The sequence below is a fragment of the Bacillus sp. J33 genome (assembly GCF_000518885.1).
Taxonomy (GTDB): Bacteria; Bacillota; Bacilli; order Bacillales; family Cytobacillaceae; genus Cytobacillus.
Genome location: NZ_JAEL01000049.1, coordinates 26,226 through 41,809 on the forward strand (window position 1 = coordinate 26,226; position 15,584 = coordinate 41,809).

Genomic DNA, 15,584 nt, shown 5'->3' on the forward strand with positions numbered 1-15,584 from the left:
GTTATTAGTTATACCTTTTGTTTCAATTTTGCCAAAGCTTCTTTTTCCCTCATGATTTCTGATGCGGTTCTTACCCCTAAACGTCGAATAATGGACAATGGAGGGCACCAGCCTTGTAAAGAATGTTGGATCATGAACACACTTACTATTCCCGACAAAGCCATCCATTTTTTATTATGAAACAATCCTAGAACAGAGGAGGCTGCTGCAATCGTAGCCATATTAAGCTCCAATACTCGTTCGGTATCCCACTCATGATTTAGTTCCTCTATGCGCCGGTTGATTTCTTCTTCGCTTTTCCCGAAGTATTTCCTAATATTCTGTAGCGTTTCTTTATTAATCTCATAATTTATTTCATGACTGGTATTTAAATTTACCTTGTTCGTAGTTGCTGGAAGTATGTTTTTCATAAAAAGGTCTCCTCTCCTTACACAATATGGTGATTTAATCCATTGAGTTTTCTAATCAATCCCCTTATAATACCCAGTATACGAATAGGAATTTAGGAATTTATATTTAGGAGGATTACTCATGAATTTTTTAAAATCATTATTTAATGAAAAATGTCCTGCCTGTCATAAAGTTTTACGTACCGATCAATCAAATACTTTATTCTCGGTAGTAGTTAAAACGTGTCCAAATAATCATTTTAAAAAGGAATACCATCCTGCACTGGAAATGTATATTGAATCAAAAATGCATTGTTAGAGTAAAATATCGGACCAAATTTTAATGGAAGTAGCCAGAATTAACAGCGCCAAAATCCATTGAAGGATTTTGGTGTTTATTTTTTTCCCGGCATTTGCCCCAAGAGGTGAAGCAATTAAACTTGCTACAATCATGATTGCGGCTGAATAATATTCAACTTGACCCGTTGTTATTTTTCCTACCATGGCACCAATTGAAGAAATAAATGTAATGGCCAAAGAGGTGGCAATGGTCATCCTTGTCGGAATTTTCAAGACCACGAGCATGATTGGGACCAGAATAAACGCACCTGCGGCTCCCACAATCCCTGCTCCGATTCCCACTGCCAAAGCCAAACCTGCTGCAAACCACTTATTAAATTTGACTTGATCGGGAGGAATATCATCCAATCCTTTTTTTGGGAGAAACATCATCACTACAGCAATCAAAGCAAGGATGCCATATACAAAGTTAATCCCATTCTCGGTCATCAGCTTGGATCCGTATCCCCCTATAAAACTCCCAATAAGGATTGCGAAACCCATATAAACGATTAATGTTTTGTTCAAGTATCCACCTTTTCGGTAAGCCCATACTCCGCCAATGGTTGCAAAGAAAACTTGTACCGCGCTTATTCCTGAAACTTCATGAGCGCTAAAGGCTGCCAATCCAAATATTGGCGGAATGTATAATAGCATTGGATACTTTATGATAGATCCACCAATCCCTACCATCCCGGAAATAAACGAACCAATGAACCCTATTAAAAATATAACGATTATAAAGGTAACTTCCACTTACCTGATCCTCCGTTCAAAAGGGGAAGGGTAACCTTAGGGTTACCTCAGCTTACCCTTTCTTCAACCAAAATTTAAAGACACCGTTATCTTCCTCATCTTTTATTAATTCATGTCCTCCCGCTTGAGCCCATGCAGTTAGATCATTTTTTGCTCCTTTGTCGGTTGCATGAACCTCCAGGATATCCCCTGGACTCAAGGTATCCATTTCCTTTTTAGTCTTAACTATCGGCATAGGACATGCCAATCCTTTTGCATCCAATACTTTTGTTACGTCCATGGAAATATCCTCCTTTACCTAACGGCACATCGGTTTGGACCGATTTCCATTTCTCTTTGCCTTTCTTCCTCAGGTGAAATTTTCCCCATATTGGTCTCACGGATTTCCTGATAGGAATTTGGCTGGGGTGGCAAGTTTTCGGTCACTGTTTTTCTGAATTCATTTTCATCCGTAATGTTTAGCCCATGGTTTTGTTGATAGAGAATACCTAATTTTTCGGAAATGCTTCCGTCATCATTCATTTCCGAGATGCTCATATAATGGGCTGGCAATACCAATAGTTCATCTGTTAACTCTTTATAGCGCTTATATAAGGTCTGCCTTAAATCTCCGACCCAATCCTCTGCCTTCCCTGCAAGGTCCGGACGGCCAATCGAATCAATAAATAAGATATCACCGGTCAACAGATATTGATCGTCAATGACATAGGATGTGCTGCCAATTGTGTGCCCCGGCGAATATAAAGCCCTAATGTTTGTAGTTCCTACCTGATACACATCTCCGTCGTTGACCTCGGTGTATTGGAACATTACTTCCCCAGCATCTTTTGGTGGAAGATAATAGGTTGCTCCATGATTTTCGGCTATTTTTGGCCCCCCGGATATATGGTCAGCATGTAAATGCGTGTCCAGCACATGAGTCAGTTTCAGGTTCTGCTCCTTAATCATATCCTCATATGGACCGAGCATTCGATTTGTATCGATTATGGCTGCATTCCCATTGGATTGGATAAGGTAGGACAGACAGCCCTTGCCAATTCGGACAAATTGGTAAATCGCTCCCCCACCTTTCAAGCCACCGATCTTAACGGGTTCAAGATGTTCACTCCAGGCTTTCATTCCGCCTTCAACAGAATATACATCACTAAATCCGGCTTCGATAATTTGTTCAGCAACAAATTGAGATGAGCCGCCTTTCGCACAGATTACGTAGATTTCCTTCTCCTTTGGGAGTTTCTCTACGATAGGGTCTGCCCCTTCCAATAGTTCAAAGTAAGGCGTGTTGATGATTTCAATATTTCGTCCTTCAATCTTCCAGTCATCAAAATCATCTGTATTGCGGGCATCAATAATAAAAAGTTCTTCATGGTTGATAACCTTTCGTGCCAATTCTTTCACTGTTATGGTTTTTACACCTTGTTCGTTACCCATATGTTTCCCCTCCTTTATTTTCCCAATAAATTTGTGATGGTTTCAGGGTCATAACCAAGAACCCATTCTCCGTTTATTTCGATTTGGGGAACTCCCTTCTGCCCAGTTGTTTCAACCAGCTTCTGTCCAGCTTCGGGGTCTTGTTGGACGTTCACTTCGTTAAATGAAACTCCTTTTTCCATTAAGAAATTTTTAACCATAGCACAATAAGGACAAGTATCTGTTGTATAAACCGTTACCTGGTTGCTCATACCATTTCTCCTTTAGAAAGTTAGTGTGACATCAGCATCTCTTGCAAAAGACAAGAAAGTGACTGCACCGCCAACGTCGATCCCCTCCACAAATTGCTCTTTCTCTAGGCTCATTACGTCCATAGTCATTTGGCATGCAATCATCTTTACACCCATTTCACTTGCCATAGAAACGAGCTCTTCCACTGGGGGGACATTTGCCTTTTTAAAACCTTCTTCAAAGTGTTCAGTTCCACTAGGCATAGGCAAACTTTTATGTGCTTCCTTGTGAATCAGATTTAACCCTTCGAATGTAAAAAAGATCCCGACTTCAGCATCTGTTGCTGCAGCAGCCGTAGCAATATTGAACACTTTATAGGCATCGAACTTCCCGCCGTTTGAAGCAATAATCGCAACTTTCATTCCTTTTCCTCCTCATTACTGGTGTTTTTCCACAGATCCTGTCCAGTCCTTCATACCGGGGACCACATTTTTCACATTTGTAAAACCCTTTTCACTTAATTTTTGTGCTGCGAAGTCGCTGCGGCTTCCAGTTCTGCATATAACATGCAGGTTCTCTGCATTGTTTAGTTCCTCAAAGCGCTCTTCTAACTCTCCAAGCGGTATATTCACAGAACCAGGTATATGACCAAAGGCATATTCAGCCGGCTCTCTTACATCCAATACCGTAATTTTCTCATTTCCGTCCAGGGCTTTTGATAATTCATCCAGGCCTACCACATCTGGATGTTTTGCTTCTGGCTGTTCTTCTTCAGAACGTGCTTTCCGTATATAATGTTTTAACGTATCCCCTTCTTCAACAGTGCCTAGATATTGATGACCGGTGCTGGATGCCCAAGCTTTAAGATCGGCAGTTGAGCCTTTGTCCGTTGCTTGTATCTCCATAATTTGACCAGGATCAAGTGAATTCATCTCTTTTTTTGTTTTTACGATGGGCATAGGGCAAGCCAGCCCCTTGGCATCCAAAACTCTATTTACCGTAACTTCCATGTTTATCTCTCCTTTCAAGTTTAGTTAAGAGTTCAAAATATCCCGCGGGATATTTTTTTCAGCTTAAAAGTCTAATTTGAATGCCCTTTAATGGCTATTCCCATTATTTATTGTTCTTAAAACACCCTTTCGCGAAACATTGTTGGGTAATATATCCATTAAACCTCCTTTGGTTAAGAGACTACATTACATTTTAGATTTTGTATTAAAACTTTCAAATATACCCCTACCATACAACCAAATAAAGGCAAGAAGCCTTGTACCCGAAAAAGGATGCTCTTTTCTTTGCTGGAAGCATAAAAAACTCCATTCTTAGAGGCTAGGAAATAAATAATTAGTATCGGTTTGTTCTTACCGACTCTTAATAACTTTCCGTTTATTAATCAAACCTTAACAAACTCCAATCATATTGAACCTAAAAGGAGTGAGTCATAATGAATGATATTGGAATATTTTTTGCCTTAGTAGGAGGAGTCCTATCCTTTTTCTCCCCTTGTGTATTTCCCTTATTACCAGCCTATATTACCCATTTAACAGGGGGGAAAATCGAAGATTCAAAAGTGCAGGTGAATCAGAAAAAGCTCTATTTTAGATCGATTGGATTTATTATTGGGTTTAGCATTATTTTTATTGCACTTGGAGCTTCAGCAAGCTTTATTGGAAAAATACTAATGAATTATCGAATGATCATTATGCAGATTGCTGGTTTACTCATCATTATTTTTGGATTGCAGATGGCAGGGCTGCTAAAATTCAAATTTTTGATGAAGGAAAAAAGAATACAACAGGAATCTCAATCAAAAAGTATATTCAGCTCGGTTTTATTAGGTATGGCTTTTGCAAGTGGCTGGTCCCCTTGCGTTGGACTGGCCCTCTCCTCTATTCTTTTATTAGCAAGTTCATCGGATACTTTATCACAAGGTGTCATCCTATTGGGTGCATTTTCTCTAGGAATGGCGATACCATTTTTTATTATTTCCATCGTTATTTCTTATTCATTACAAACAATGAAAAAAATAAATAAATACTTATCAAAACTTGCGTTTGCAAATGGAATGATCATGGTTATGCTTGGTTTTCTTGTATTAAGCGGTCAAATGCAGAAAATCAGTGCATGGCTGTCAGCATATAGTTTATTTGAACTATAGAAAGGTTGAGCAAGCATGAATCAAAAAAGTCTGATTGGTAAATCAGTTTTGGTTGTGGAAGATGACCCTAAAATTCGTCAACTCGTCAAAATTTATTTATTGAAGGATGGATATGAAGTCATTGAAGCAGTAAATGGATTGGAAGCAAAGCAAAAAATTGAAGAACTAGACCCTTGTATGTTAATTCTAGATCTCATGCTCCCTGAGATCAGTGGGGAAGAAATATGCAGATGGGCTCGAGAGGACTTAAAAAGTATGATGCCTATAATCATGCTTACAGCAAAAGTGTCTGAAAAGGAACGAATCAAAGGCTTCAAATTAGGAGCCGACGATTATGTTGTCAAACCTTTTAGCCCTGCGGAATTAATGGTAAGAGTAGAAGCTGTCTTAAGAAGAACAGCTAGTAGATGTGGGAAGCTGACCTTTACAGGTTTTACGATTAAACCTGCAAAAGGAGAAGCATGGATAAACGGGGAGAAGCTAGAATTAACTCATTTTGAATTTAAACTGCTTCATACACTCATGCAGCATCCTAGCCAAGTGTTATCAAGAGAACAAATTCTTTCATTTATCTATGAAAACAATGAAAAGAGCGTATCCGACAGGACCATTGATGTCCACATTAAACATTTACGTGAAAAAATAAAGGAAAAAACACCAAAAGACTATATTCAAACCGTAAGAGGAATGGGGTATAAATTTGTGGCTTTATAAAAAAATGTCCAATGTATTTTCAAGACTTGTAGCTGTAAATAGCATTGTCATTTTATTGGTCATTCTTCTAGCCGGTTTATCTGTTAAGGACTATGCCTGTTATTTAGTGAATTCACAACAAATCGTTGGAAAAGAGCTTGTTGATACGTTGAATGGTTTTCTTTGGAAAGTGGGAATACTCGCTTTTATTGTCGCAGGACTGTTCCACTATATTACGGTAAAAAAAACCGTAGGTCCTATCAAACATCTTTCAAAAGCAGCAAGTGAAATCAAGGAAGGGAAAACTCCCTCCCAAATCAACATACATACTTCAGGCGAATTAAAGGAGTTAATCGAAAACTTCAATTCTATGACACAAACCCTTTACTCGGTGCAAGAACAACGGGAGGAAATGCTGCGGGATATTGCCCATGAGCTACGTACCCCCTTAACGAATATAAATGGATATCTGGAAGCTCTCCAAAATGGAGTGATGGATGGAGATCCGGAATTATTCGGTTCCCTGCTTGAAGAATCACGACGAATTACTAGAATAGTTGAATTAATTACAGAATTAAATTCTTGGAATCATGGAAATTATTTTTCAGAAAAACAATTTCATCCTATCGCGATTGACAAAGTGTTAAGTGAAGCCATTACCCCTTTTCAATTGAAGCTGGAGGATCAAATGACAGAAATCAATATAGTGATTGAACAGGCCCAATTATATGGAAATAAAGACGGACTCACACAAGTTTTCACCAACATTCTTCAAAATGTAGTCAATTATAACACGGGAGATACTCTTTCCATAAATGGGACAAGAAAAAATGAAACCTATTCCATTACCTTTACTCATACTGGTCAATTCATTGATCCCGAAAAAAAACAGTTAATTTTTGAACGCTTCTATCGTCAAGACGAATCAAGAAGTGTGAAATCGGATGGTGCGGGTCTTGGTCTCGCAATCTCAAAAAGCATTATTACCGCCCACGTTGGTTCCATGGGAATTCATACAGATGGCACCCATCACACCTTTTGGATTGAACTTCCCCTGAAGTCCGCTGCTATTTCCTAATCTAAAACAAATTGGTATTTGCCTTCTTCATCATTCCTTAATAAATGGAAGTCATAATGAGGCTGAAAGGAGTGTCCAAATACATATGAAATTCACCATTGAACGTGACCATATTAGAGGGAATTTAGGGTTTGGTGAGATATCTGTTTCACCCAGTGAGGCAAATGGGTACCGTCCATTTGAACTGTTTGTCTCATCATTAATCGGTTGCAGCGGAACCTTACTCCGGAATATTCTTTTTAAAAAAAGAATTTCTTATCAAAAACTCGAAATAGAGGTCTCCTCTGTAAGAAATCCCGAAAAAGCAAATCGATTTGAACAACTTGCCTTTATAGCTTATGTTCAAACAGAAAATGCCTTTACACGGGAACAAGCTGAAAAGATTGCAGATCTAGTTATTAAAAACTGTGGGATGATTCAGTCTGTCATTCAAACCATTGATATCAAGTTTACGATTACAGCGATCCCTATAAATGAGAATAGCCAATGAACTATTTTCAAATTGGCAACTTATCGGCTCCAACAGTATGGATTGCCGCAGTTAGTGCACTTTTGATTGCTTCGATATTAAATAGGGTGTTTACAGGAAAAAAAACGAGTGATTGGTTTTGGAATGGTTTTTTTCTTTATTTTCTTATATGGAAACTTAGCTATATTGTATTTCATTTAAAGATGTTCTTAGACATGCCTCTCTCGATTGTTTATTTTAATGGCGGGCTGAATGGACACATCATGGGATTGGTTGTTCTATCTGTATATTTAGTCATGTTTGCATTTAAGAAATCCCCTTCCATATATAAGGAATCTTATAGGCTATTTTTGCTTTATTTCATGTGCTATGAAGTAATAATGAATGCCTTAGAAAAAAATTATATCGAAGCCCTTGGTCATCTCGTAATACTCGTAAGCTTTCTCTTTTACCTGCTGTACAGCAAAAAGAATGAGAACCTGGTATCGGGTAGAGTGTTCATTTTATTTTTCCTAATCGATCTTTTGATGATAAGTGTTTTTCAGACGATTGTTTCTATTGAGGTATTAACGTTCATCTGGATAGGCCTTACCATATTTATACTTTCTAAAAAAATATCCAAGGAGGCTCGTTCTATTGAATAAAAACTTTTTATCTATCGCTATCCTTGTACTTGCTGTTGTTATTGCATTTGTAAACATTTGGAAACCATTCTCAAGCGAAGAAAACACCACAACAACCGGTTTAGCTAAGGAAAATGTGGTTCCCGAAAGTGAGAATATTCCAGGCGTTGATCTTTCAGAAGTACAGGAAGGGAAAATAGCACCCGACTTTGAATTAACCACTCTGTCTGGGGATTCAGTCAAACTATCTGACTATCGAGGAAAAACGGTTATCTTAAATTTTTGGGCGACGTGGTGTCCGCCTTGTAAGGCTGAAATGCCACATATGCAAAACTTTTACGAGAACAATAAAGAAAAGGGAATTGAAATCCTAGCTGTGAACCTTACGGATATCGATAAAGGCAAATCTCAAATAGAGAACTTTGTGAAAGAATACGGTCTTACGTTTGAGATACCTCTTGATGAAGAAGGATCAATCGGCATGCAATACCAAGCCTTCTCGATCCCGACGAGCTATATTATTGATTCAAATGGGGTCATAACAAAGAAAATTATGGGGCCCATGGACGAAGCTATGATGGAAAGTCTAACGAAGGACATAAAGTGAAAACTTCCATCAGTGGGAGGTTCCTTCATCACCCACTGATGGTTAACTACGCGAGCCTAGTTGAGTTTTCTAAGGTCTGCAAGCCCAAGAAAACTCTTATCTCATCAATCGTAACTTTACGGGCAGTTGATTTCCCCACCTATCTTCTTTGTATGCTTAGACACTTCAGGAGCGCTGCTCCGTTAACGAATAAAAAAGGACTGAAAAAACCGCCTCTTAGTTGTACTATTGCCCTGTTATTTATTTATTTTGAAATTACTCAACATCCTTCTTCCAATGCTTTAGCAACTCAATAATTTCCGTTTGTTTATGACCATCCCAACCGTGTTTTGCTCTCTCTATACAACCATCCATATCTGCACCGTTTTCTATCAGAAAGGATGCAATTTCAGTAAAACCAAAATAACATGCAATCATCAATGGAGTTCTGCCTAAACGGTCACAATGATTCACATCCGCACCATGATGGATCAAATATTTAGTACATTTATAATTATTTCTGTGAACTGCCCAATATAAAAGACTTTGACCTTTATACTCCTCGTTTATATTGTATTTTCTTAAATATTCATCTAAACCGTTAGCATCATTACTATCCAATAAATTTAAATACTCCATTAGAAACCAGCCTCTTTTTTAATGCAACCCATTCTGTACCTTACAATATGATGGGCTCACCTTTGGAATTAAATTAAGTAGCATAACTGCTTCTAAAATCATATACCACTAGTAACTCCTTGCGAATACATTTTTTTACATCCAAAGAACATCCTGCCGTAAATAACAACTTTAATTGCCCAATATCATAATAATTACCTACGGATTATTTTTCTGTAATTCATTCAATATCTCCTCAATTTTTTTTCGTGTTTCAGCCGTACATTTATTATATGACTTTCGATGGGAACAAAGGCTTTTAAAAGTTACCCTTCTATATTCACCTGAATTCATTATTTTAGAGAAAAGTACAGGAGTATGGCGTATTTGATATTCATCAATGGATTCTACAAGCAATCCTAACTCTTTTATAGTTCCAGGTAATTTATTATGGTAATTATTTATTCTACTTCTATCTGTAGGGTTAAGTTTATTTATTATGGAAGTCGCTTTAATTCGAGTGGGTGGATTTATAGCATAAACCTTTTCAGCTGCCTTTCTCACTTTTGAAATTAACTCAATATCTACCGCTTCATAATCTAATGGTTGCCTTTTCCCGCGCGAAGGTGGTAAAACAAGATTAAACCATTCATTATCATTTTTAATTAACCACCGGTACTCCTTATATGCCCGCCTTTTTATATCAATGCGTTTAAAATTATCATTAGTTTCTAATAGAGTTTTAACCTTCGCTCTATATAATTCTCTTACCTTTAAATTTTCGATTGTAGCATCAATTTTAGTTTCTACTACATTCATATCTATTTTCTTTATGAAACTCCTCACTCGACTTTCCTTGCTTTTAAGTATCTTAGCAATGTAAGGTATTTTATACCCGTCATCAAATAACCTTTTAACTTTCATCTGCCATAAATGTCCCATCTCCGTGACACTAATTTTATCATTTTCCTTGTCTGTAAGAGACCACTTACGTGCATACTCATAACCACAAACTGGGCATAAGAAATACCCTTTAAAGTTTCCTTTATAGATGTAAGTTCTTTTACACTTTATTATTGGCAGCCCAATCTCGTAAGAAGAGCAGATTGAGTTATAACACTCCCATGGTCCAGTTCCAAACGGAATAGGGCAAGAAAATGTTTCAAGCACATCTAAAAAATTTTTTACTGATCCCGATAAAAACAAAATTACAAGAAAATACAATAATATAAACCTAGTCATCTGGTCGGGGTTCAGAAAGTTATAAAGGCTTGTCTTAGTCAAAAGATATGTATCTTTAGACCCTACAATTTCATTTAAGAAATCTCTTTTATAATATCCCTCCAAATCCTTTATAAGACGTTGTTTTTCAATATTTCCTTTAATATCGATGTAGCCCTTGGCTCCAAGCAAAATCATTATTTTACTATGGAGCATACCATGGCTTAGGTTAAATGAATTGTTTCTAAAATAGACCATTTCATTCTTTAGCTTTATTTTCAACTCCTCAACTTCGTCCACACTTTCGTGCTGTATTTCAATGCCTTTACAGCATGGTATTACAGTAAGACTACCTTGTTCTTTATTTGAATAACTGCTCCCACAATCAGGGCACGATTCATAAAGGGTTACTTTATGTTTTGGACATATTTTAATAAATGACAATTGGTGACTTAAGTGTAAATAGCTTTCACCATATACTTCATAATCTTGTTCCACACATAAAGGACAGTATTTTATTTCCTTAGATAATATAGGCAACTGCCTTTGACTTACAATGCGTCCTACATACTTTGGTCCATCACCATTTAAAATATCGTTGTAGACTAAAGATAATCTTTCTTTAGGCAAAAAAGGGCTAATTAAAGGAAACCATGTGTTTGATAGAAAATGGTCTTCTGTCAAGTTATGCCCAAAAGGTAACTGTTCCAATAGGGTTGATAATTTTCTAGGGAACTGTAATAATTTTGCCGATTTTACATCAAATAGTTCGTTGTTTGTTTCGTCCATACTTACATTTCCTGCTCTTATATGGTAACGATAAACAACACTTCTAAAATCCTCATCCGGATATCCCTCTGGAAAATTTAAAATTTTATTCATACGTTTCCCCCATATAAACAACTAATTACAAAATCTAAGTAAATCCTCACATTCATTAATTAACTGAGCTTCTTCTAAAGCCTCTTCAGTAGACAACCCCTTTTTATGTCCTTGTTGGACAATAAACCGGATATCATTCTTCTCAAGCATAGGTTTTGTTTTCTTTGTCTTTTTTTGTTTAGGTAAAGAATTATTTTCTTTCTTGTTTGCTACTATTTGTCCATTAGCTTCCAGTGCTAATTGAGCTAACTGAGAAAACATGTTCTGTTTATCTCCCATACCACCACTTGCTTCATACACTTGATTCGCTAAATATTCTGCCATTTCAGGGTTCTCTGCTAAATTCAATGCAAACTTAACCAGTTCCTCAAGGATTGACTCTTTGTCCCTTTGCTGTAAAGAGCGTATGTGGTCATTAGCAATCTTTCCATGTACCTTCATACGAAAGGACATTTCCCTAATGTAGTCATTAAAAGAGCCCCAATTCGGCTTAATGTCATCTAACTCTTTTAACGCTGATGTATTACCATTTCTAATTTTTTCAAATTTTTCTTGAAGTAGCTTTAAACTTTTGGAAGCAACCTCATTAATTAAAGCGGGTGTTATTCTTTCATCACCACCATTTAAAATAGCCTTAGATTGGACGTGAATAAATAATTTCACGGCTATGTCAGGTATTCCCAAAGTATGATAATACATTAAATGCTTAAGTTCATCAGTTAGTGGAGTGAAGCTGGATGTATATTGTAAGTCCCAAAGACTTTCAATAAGCTCATTCCACTCCCAGCTATCTCCTGGTAATAGGTCCATAATATTTTCACTATAACTATCTGGAGTTCCCCGTCTTGAATTTGCAAAAGAATCATTAAAAAGATACAACGCCTTAAAGGTTCCAATGATAATTACAGGTACTCCAATTGTATTTACCAATTCAGTAATAAAGTTGATCATACGTTCATCTCCACCGGAATGAGCCTTATGAACATTTTGTATTTCGTCAATTATTAGAACACCAAGGTTTATCTGGGCTGCTACTTTAACCATTCGCTTAGCCAATACATCAGTGTTGCCAGCTTTCTCGCCATATTTTTGATAAAAATTACTTCCTAGTAATTCATCTACTTTATCATAGAAGTTTTTACACAATGCCCCAACTGATTTTCCACTAGGGCACTCAATATGCAGCCAAACTACTTGCGTCATTAACAGCTTTCGGCCTTTATATTCACTATGATGGATTACTTGAGGAAAAAGCCGTTTTAATATTCTTTCATAAACCTTGCTTTTACCAACTCCACTTACCCCTATTTCAGCCAAACTTTGAGCTGTCTGAATGTTTCCTGCGATATTTTTACCTTCACTATCTATTCCATTTTTATAGATTTCATCCCAGCCAATAGCAAACTGACGATTATACATGGCATTAAGTGGATTTCTCGATTGATAACCAATCTTAATCATGTTATACAAACCTCTATATTTATCGAAATGACTAGGAAATGGCAACCAAAAACTGGGTTTTATTTGTTGCACAAGAGATAACCTGTCTTCTGCTTCTAATTTTAAGAAACTGGAATCAAACTCAGGTAAAGAATGAAGGGTATCTATAAATTGGTCTATACCTAGTCGGTTGGGAATAGCCTCAATGAATGGATTGCCCCTGTTTTCTGGTACAACTTGCTCTTTATATTCTGCCATGCAATGAGTGCCATCTAGTCTTTCCATCCCCTCATTCCAAAGATTCACGGTTTCTCCTCCTATTATTAATTTTCGAACTAAATCGCTTTTGAATTTCACTTTGTTGTTCCACTAAATTATTGGTTTCACTTTTCGAAGGAAATTCAACAACTTGGCCTTTTTGCCCAAAGGCATCTTCCATATTGGAATTCGAAGTTGTTGTCCATGCATGTTCGCTAGCTCTTGTCCTAGCTTCTGCTTTTCTTGTCTCTCTCTTGTTCTTTTGCTTCTCATAATAACTCATACCCTTAGTGGCATCCTTTGTTTCCTTTTTTGCATTTTCAGCTAATTGTTTGGAGTATGCGTTTAATACAGCATTATGTTGTTTTTCTTCTTTTTTCTTTTTGTCTAACTGTTCCTTTTTATATTTCATAAGGGCCTTTACATCCTCTAAATGTAACCCCTCATATTCTTTATATTTATCTGTAAGAACACATTGTTCTAGGCTTCCGTCTTTTAACCTTATAAAAATGCTACTTACATTCCTTGGATCATAAGAAAGTGTTATTTTCTTTTCACCATCTATACACCCTTCAACAAACCAACCTTCTTTAATCCCACGAGGACTTGCGTAAAACATACCTTGCCATTTTATCCCCCACCTTGTTACTGTTGCACCTTCCTTAGGAAGTAAGTTATAACGCAATAGGTCACGAGGTTCTTGATGTAAAAGTTTTTTTCCTCTATTCCAATTCCATACCCCCAATGGAGTAAGCTCTACTTTATCTTCAAACATTTCCTGTGTTAAAAAATAACCCTTAGGTAATGCGCTTTTATTGTAAGTAAGAATTAGCATAATCATGAATTGTGTAAACTCAAAAATAGTCATAACTGCATCTCGTTCCGGGTCTTTATCCCCGCGTTCTATTAACTTTGGCGGTTTTGCTCCAAACTTAGTAAAAAGTGCTCTAATTTTTTTATTTGTTAATCTAAAATGTTGTTCTATAAATGGTTTCAAGTCACCTCTATATGATGGGGCATTAGCAACATTCACTTTAATATTCACCAGATTTTCCGACATTCTCGCCTTTAGTTCCCCTCGGTCACCAGAAATCATACTAGGTAGATGTGCACATGGCCAATCACTTTCTTCAATTTCAATCCCATATCTTCTGCAAAATTCTACTTTATTGGTTGCAGTATTTTCTATAGCAACCATTTGCTCTACTGATGAAGCATGAGACCATGTAATATGAAATCATACTATCAAACGACTAAATACATCTTTTACCATATATAAAGTTGGTGAACCTAATATAGTTTCCCTATCCTCAGCGACTAGAATAATATCAGCTGGAGTTGAATCAATTTCAAATAATGCTCCTACACTAGGTGCCTGTGCCTCAGCATTCCCAATTAAAGCCCGTACTTCCATTTCAGCTTTTCTTTTTCCTCTTCTTTTTGAATGCCTTTCGTACTTTGAATAATTTTTTGTATACCAAGTCCTGAATTGTTTAAGAGAAGGTGATTTTTCAGGCTTTACAATTGATACCAACACTCCTTGCTCACGAACTTTCCCGACACTATACCACTTTTCACACATGCGTTGATGTGTTTCAGTAATATCCATACCTCCTTTTTCATGAAATAATTCAATTGCTTTTTCAAATATTTTTTTATCTTGTTCCGTTACTATGAAGTCATTTCCATCTGCTGAACGTGGGCCAGTTTTTTTTGTTATATTTCTTGTTTTTCCCGGTGCACCACAGTCAAAATAATCATTTAAAAGACCATTAATTGATTTTCCATAAAACCAATATTTTTTAAGGTAATCATAAATAACCTTTCTGCTCTTTCCTGTACTATCTTCAATCCTGGAAACTAGAGGTCCACGTTTTTCTGGTATGTAGGCATCAGGCTCGTGAATGACTATATCCTTTATTACCCCCCATTTTTCATCTCTTTTTGCTCTAAATTTATTTAAATATTCCTCGTCGGGAGAAATCATCCTTAAATCGGGATCAATTTCAATCGTCCTAAGATGCCCTTTTTCAGCCTCAATTACTATTTCTTCATATTTACGAAAAAATGGTGTAAACGCTAGAATAAAGTTGACACTTTTTGCTCGATAAGATTTTACACTTTTGCTCAATCAACCTACTACTTTAGTAAAATAGATCGTGACGTTATTTTACTGGAGGTTAGGATTTTGGAGGAGAAGTTAGTGTTATATATAAAGATTCAGGAATTACATAAGAGAAAGTTTAAAGTAGCACAAATCGCTAAGGAGCTTAAGATCTCAAGACCGACTGTCTATAAGTATTTAGAAATGACATTCGATGAAGCAAGAGCCTATACTGAACAGCCTTTGGGAAAGAAGAAAAAACTAGATCACTATAAAGACTGGATACTTGCCTGGCTAGAAGAGTATCC

20 protein-coding genes are annotated in these 15,584 nt (G+C 36.7%); 8 read left to right on the forward strand and 12 right to left on the reverse strand.

Going from position 1 to position 15,584, the window contains the following annotated elements; translation table 11 throughout:
* Positions 1 to 8: 8 nt before the first annotated feature.
* On the reverse strand, positions 9 to 410 hold the full coding sequence (locus L634_RS0115170) for a DUF2892 domain-containing protein (protein ID WP_026583173.1): 402 nt from the start codon (positions 408 to 410) through the stop codon (positions 9 to 11).
* A 121-nt stretch (positions 411 to 531) separates the two neighbouring features.
* On the opposite strand from L634_RS0115170, the gene L634_RS33870 reads away from it, so the two are divergent.
* On the forward strand, positions 532 to 708 hold the full coding sequence (locus L634_RS33870; protein ID WP_198029775.1) for a hypothetical protein: 177 nt from the start codon (positions 532 to 534) through the stop codon (positions 706 to 708).
* Here L634_RS33870 and L634_RS0115180 read toward each other — a convergent pair.
* The 6 genes from L634_RS0115180 to L634_RS0115205 are packed head-to-tail and all read right to left on the reverse strand — an operon-like array spanning position 705 to position 4,156.
* Positions 705 to 1,484 (reverse strand): sulfite exporter TauE/SafE family protein, encoded by a 780-nt coding sequence (locus L634_RS0115180; RefSeq protein ID WP_026583174.1) that lies wholly within the window; start codon positions 1,482 to 1,484, stop codon positions 705 to 707. The genes L634_RS33870 and L634_RS0115180 overlap by 4 nt on opposite strands.
* A 52-nt stretch (positions 1,485 to 1,536) precedes the next feature.
* Complete coding sequence (locus tag L634_RS0115185) at positions 1,537 to 1,764, reverse strand: sulfurtransferase TusA family protein (protein ID WP_026583175.1); 228 nt, start codon at positions 1,762 to 1,764, stop codon at positions 1,537 to 1,539.
* Positions 1,765 to 1,778: 14 nt separating this feature from the next.
* A complete protein-coding gene (locus tag L634_RS0115190; protein ID WP_026583176.1) occupies positions 1,779 to 2,915 on the reverse strand; it encodes an MBL fold metallo-hydrolase in 1,137 nt (378 codons plus the stop codon).
* 14 nt (positions 2,916 to 2,929) lie between these two features.
* Positions 2,930 to 3,166 (reverse strand): glutaredoxin family protein, encoded by a 237-nt coding sequence (locus tag L634_RS0115195; protein ID WP_026583177.1) that lies wholly within the window; start codon positions 3,164 to 3,166, stop codon positions 2,930 to 2,932.
* 12 nt (positions 3,167 to 3,178) lie between these two features.
* On the reverse strand, positions 3,179 to 3,568 hold the full coding sequence (locus L634_RS0115200) for a DsrE/DsrF/DrsH-like family protein (RefSeq protein WP_026583178.1): 390 nt from the start codon (positions 3,566 to 3,568) through the stop codon (positions 3,179 to 3,181).
* Between the two features lie 15 nt (positions 3,569 to 3,583).
* Entirely contained in the window at positions 3,584 to 4,156 is a 573-nt protein-coding gene (locus L634_RS0115205; protein WP_026583179.1) for a sulfurtransferase TusA family protein, read from the reverse strand.
* A gap of 434 nt (positions 4,157 to 4,590) precedes the next feature.
* Between L634_RS0115205 and L634_RS0115210 the strand changes: the two genes are divergently transcribed.
* From L634_RS0115210 to L634_RS0115235, 6 genes are all read left to right on the forward strand, one after another.
* A complete protein-coding gene (locus tag L634_RS0115210; RefSeq protein ID WP_026583180.1) occupies positions 4,591 to 5,304 on the forward strand; it encodes a cytochrome c biogenesis CcdA family protein in 714 nt (237 codons plus the stop codon).
* 15 nt (positions 5,305 to 5,319) lie between these two features.
* Complete coding sequence (locus tag L634_RS0115215; protein ID WP_026583181.1) at positions 5,320 to 6,018, forward strand: response regulator transcription factor; 699 nt, start codon at positions 5,320 to 5,322, stop codon at positions 6,016 to 6,018.
* Positions 6,005 to 7,075 (forward strand): HAMP domain-containing sensor histidine kinase, encoded by a 1,071-nt coding sequence (locus L634_RS0115220; protein ID WP_026583182.1) that lies wholly within the window; start codon positions 6,005 to 6,007, stop codon positions 7,073 to 7,075. Before L634_RS0115215 ends, L634_RS0115220 begins: the two co-directional genes overlap by 14 nt.
* An 85-nt stretch (positions 7,076 to 7,160) precedes the next feature.
* The gene (locus L634_RS0115225; protein WP_026583183.1) at positions 7,161 to 7,565 is read left to right on the forward strand and encodes an OsmC family protein; all 405 of its coding nucleotides are present in this window, start codon (positions 7,161 to 7,163) and stop codon (positions 7,563 to 7,565) included.
* On the forward strand, positions 7,562 to 8,188 hold the full coding sequence (locus L634_RS32270) for a hypothetical protein (protein ID WP_051428345.1): 627 nt from the start codon (positions 7,562 to 7,564) through the stop codon (positions 8,186 to 8,188). Before L634_RS0115225 ends, L634_RS32270 begins: the two co-directional genes overlap by 4 nt.
* On the forward strand, positions 8,181 to 8,774 hold the full coding sequence (locus L634_RS0115235; RefSeq protein ID WP_026583184.1) for a redoxin domain-containing protein: 594 nt from the start codon (positions 8,181 to 8,183) through the stop codon (positions 8,772 to 8,774). Before L634_RS32270 ends, L634_RS0115235 begins: the two co-directional genes overlap by 8 nt.
* A 255-nt stretch (positions 8,775 to 9,029) precedes the next feature.
* Here L634_RS0115235 and L634_RS0115240 read toward each other — a convergent pair whose 3' ends face one another.
* The 5 genes from L634_RS0115240 to L634_RS32280 all read right to left on the reverse strand — a co-directional run bounded on the left by L634_RS0115240 (position 9,030) and on the right by L634_RS32280 (position 15,303).
* On the reverse strand, positions 9,030 to 9,392 hold the full coding sequence (locus L634_RS0115240; RefSeq protein ID WP_026583185.1) for an ankyrin repeat domain-containing protein: 363 nt from the start codon (positions 9,390 to 9,392) through the stop codon (positions 9,030 to 9,032).
* 198 nt (positions 9,393 to 9,590) lie between these two features.
* Positions 9,591 to 11,474: a TnsD family Tn7-like transposition protein gene (locus L634_RS0115245; protein ID WP_026583186.1), complete on the reverse strand. Its 1,884-nt coding sequence runs from the start codon at positions 11,472 to 11,474 to the stop codon at positions 9,591 to 9,593.
* A 21-nt stretch (positions 11,475 to 11,495) separates the two neighbouring features.
* Entirely contained in the window at positions 11,496 to 13,220 is a 1,725-nt protein-coding gene (locus tag L634_RS0115250) for an ATP-binding protein (RefSeq protein WP_026583187.1), read from the reverse strand.
* A complete protein-coding gene (locus L634_RS32275) occupies positions 13,204 to 14,370 on the reverse strand; it encodes a Mu transposase C-terminal domain-containing protein (RefSeq protein ID WP_051428346.1) in 1,167 nt (388 codons plus the stop codon). The genes L634_RS0115250 and L634_RS32275 overlap by 17 nt, the downstream gene beginning before the upstream one ends.
* 39 nt (positions 14,371 to 14,409) lie before the next feature.
* On the reverse strand, positions 14,410 to 15,303 hold the full coding sequence (locus L634_RS32280) for a hypothetical protein (protein WP_051428347.1): 894 nt from the start codon (positions 15,301 to 15,303) through the stop codon (positions 14,410 to 14,412).
* A 72-nt stretch (positions 15,304 to 15,375) separates the two neighbouring features.
* Here L634_RS32280 and L634_RS0115260 point away from each other — a divergent pair.
* Positions 15,376 to 15,584, forward strand: a 209-nt coding sequence (locus L634_RS0115260) for a helix-turn-helix domain-containing protein (RefSeq protein ID WP_157452411.1), incomplete at its 3' end; no start/stop codon positions are given.

Excerpts from the sequence above, each read along its gene's own strand:
- L634_RS0115195 (WP_026583177.1), bottom strand. The coding sequence starts at position 3,166 with ATGAGCAACCAGGTAACGGTTTATACAACAGATACTTGTCCTTATTGT.
- L634_RS0115215 (WP_026583181.1), top strand. The coding sequence starts at position 5,320 with ATGAATCAAAAAAGTCTGATTGGTAAATCAGTTTTGGTTGTGGAAGAT.
- L634_RS0115185 (WP_026583175.1), bottom strand. The coding sequence starts at position 1,764 with ATGGACGTAACAAAAGTATTGGATGCAAAAGGATTGGCATGTCCTATG.
- L634_RS0115245 (WP_026583186.1), bottom strand. The coding sequence starts at position 11,474 with ATGAATAAAATTTTAAATTTTCCAGAGGGATATCCGGATGAGGATTTT.
- L634_RS0115190 (WP_026583176.1), bottom strand. The coding sequence starts at position 2,915 with ATGGGTAACGAACAAGGTGTAAAAACCATAACAGTGAAAGAATTGGCA.
- L634_RS0115170 (WP_026583173.1), bottom strand. The coding sequence starts at position 410 with ATGAAAAACATACTTCCAGCAACTACGAACAAGGTAAATTTAAATACC.
- L634_RS32270 (WP_051428345.1), top strand. The coding sequence starts at position 7,562 with ATGAACTATTTTCAAATTGGCAACTTATCGGCTCCAACAGTATGGATT.
- L634_RS0115200 (WP_026583178.1), bottom strand. The coding sequence starts at position 3,568 with ATGAAAGTTGCGATTATTGCTTCAAACGGCGGGAAGTTCGATGCCTAT.
- L634_RS33870 (WP_198029775.1), top strand. The coding sequence starts at position 532 with ATGAATTTTTTAAAATCATTATTTAATGAAAAATGTCCTGCCTGTCAT.
- L634_RS0115240 (WP_026583185.1), bottom strand. The coding sequence starts at position 9,392 with ATGGAGTATTTAAATTTATTGGATAGTAATGATGCTAACGGTTTAGAT.
- L634_RS0115210 (WP_026583180.1), top strand. The coding sequence starts at position 4,591 with ATGAATGATATTGGAATATTTTTTGCCTTAGTAGGAGGAGTCCTATCC.
- L634_RS0115205 (WP_026583179.1), bottom strand. The coding sequence starts at position 4,156 with ATGGAAGTTACGGTAAATAGAGTTTTGGATGCCAAGGGGCTGGCTTGC.
- L634_RS32275 (WP_051428346.1), bottom strand. The coding sequence starts at position 14,370 with ATGGTTGCTATAGAAAATACTGCAACCAATAAAGTAGAATTTTGCAGA.
- L634_RS0115225 (WP_026583183.1), top strand. The coding sequence starts at position 7,161 with ATGAAATTCACCATTGAACGTGACCATATTAGAGGGAATTTAGGGTTT.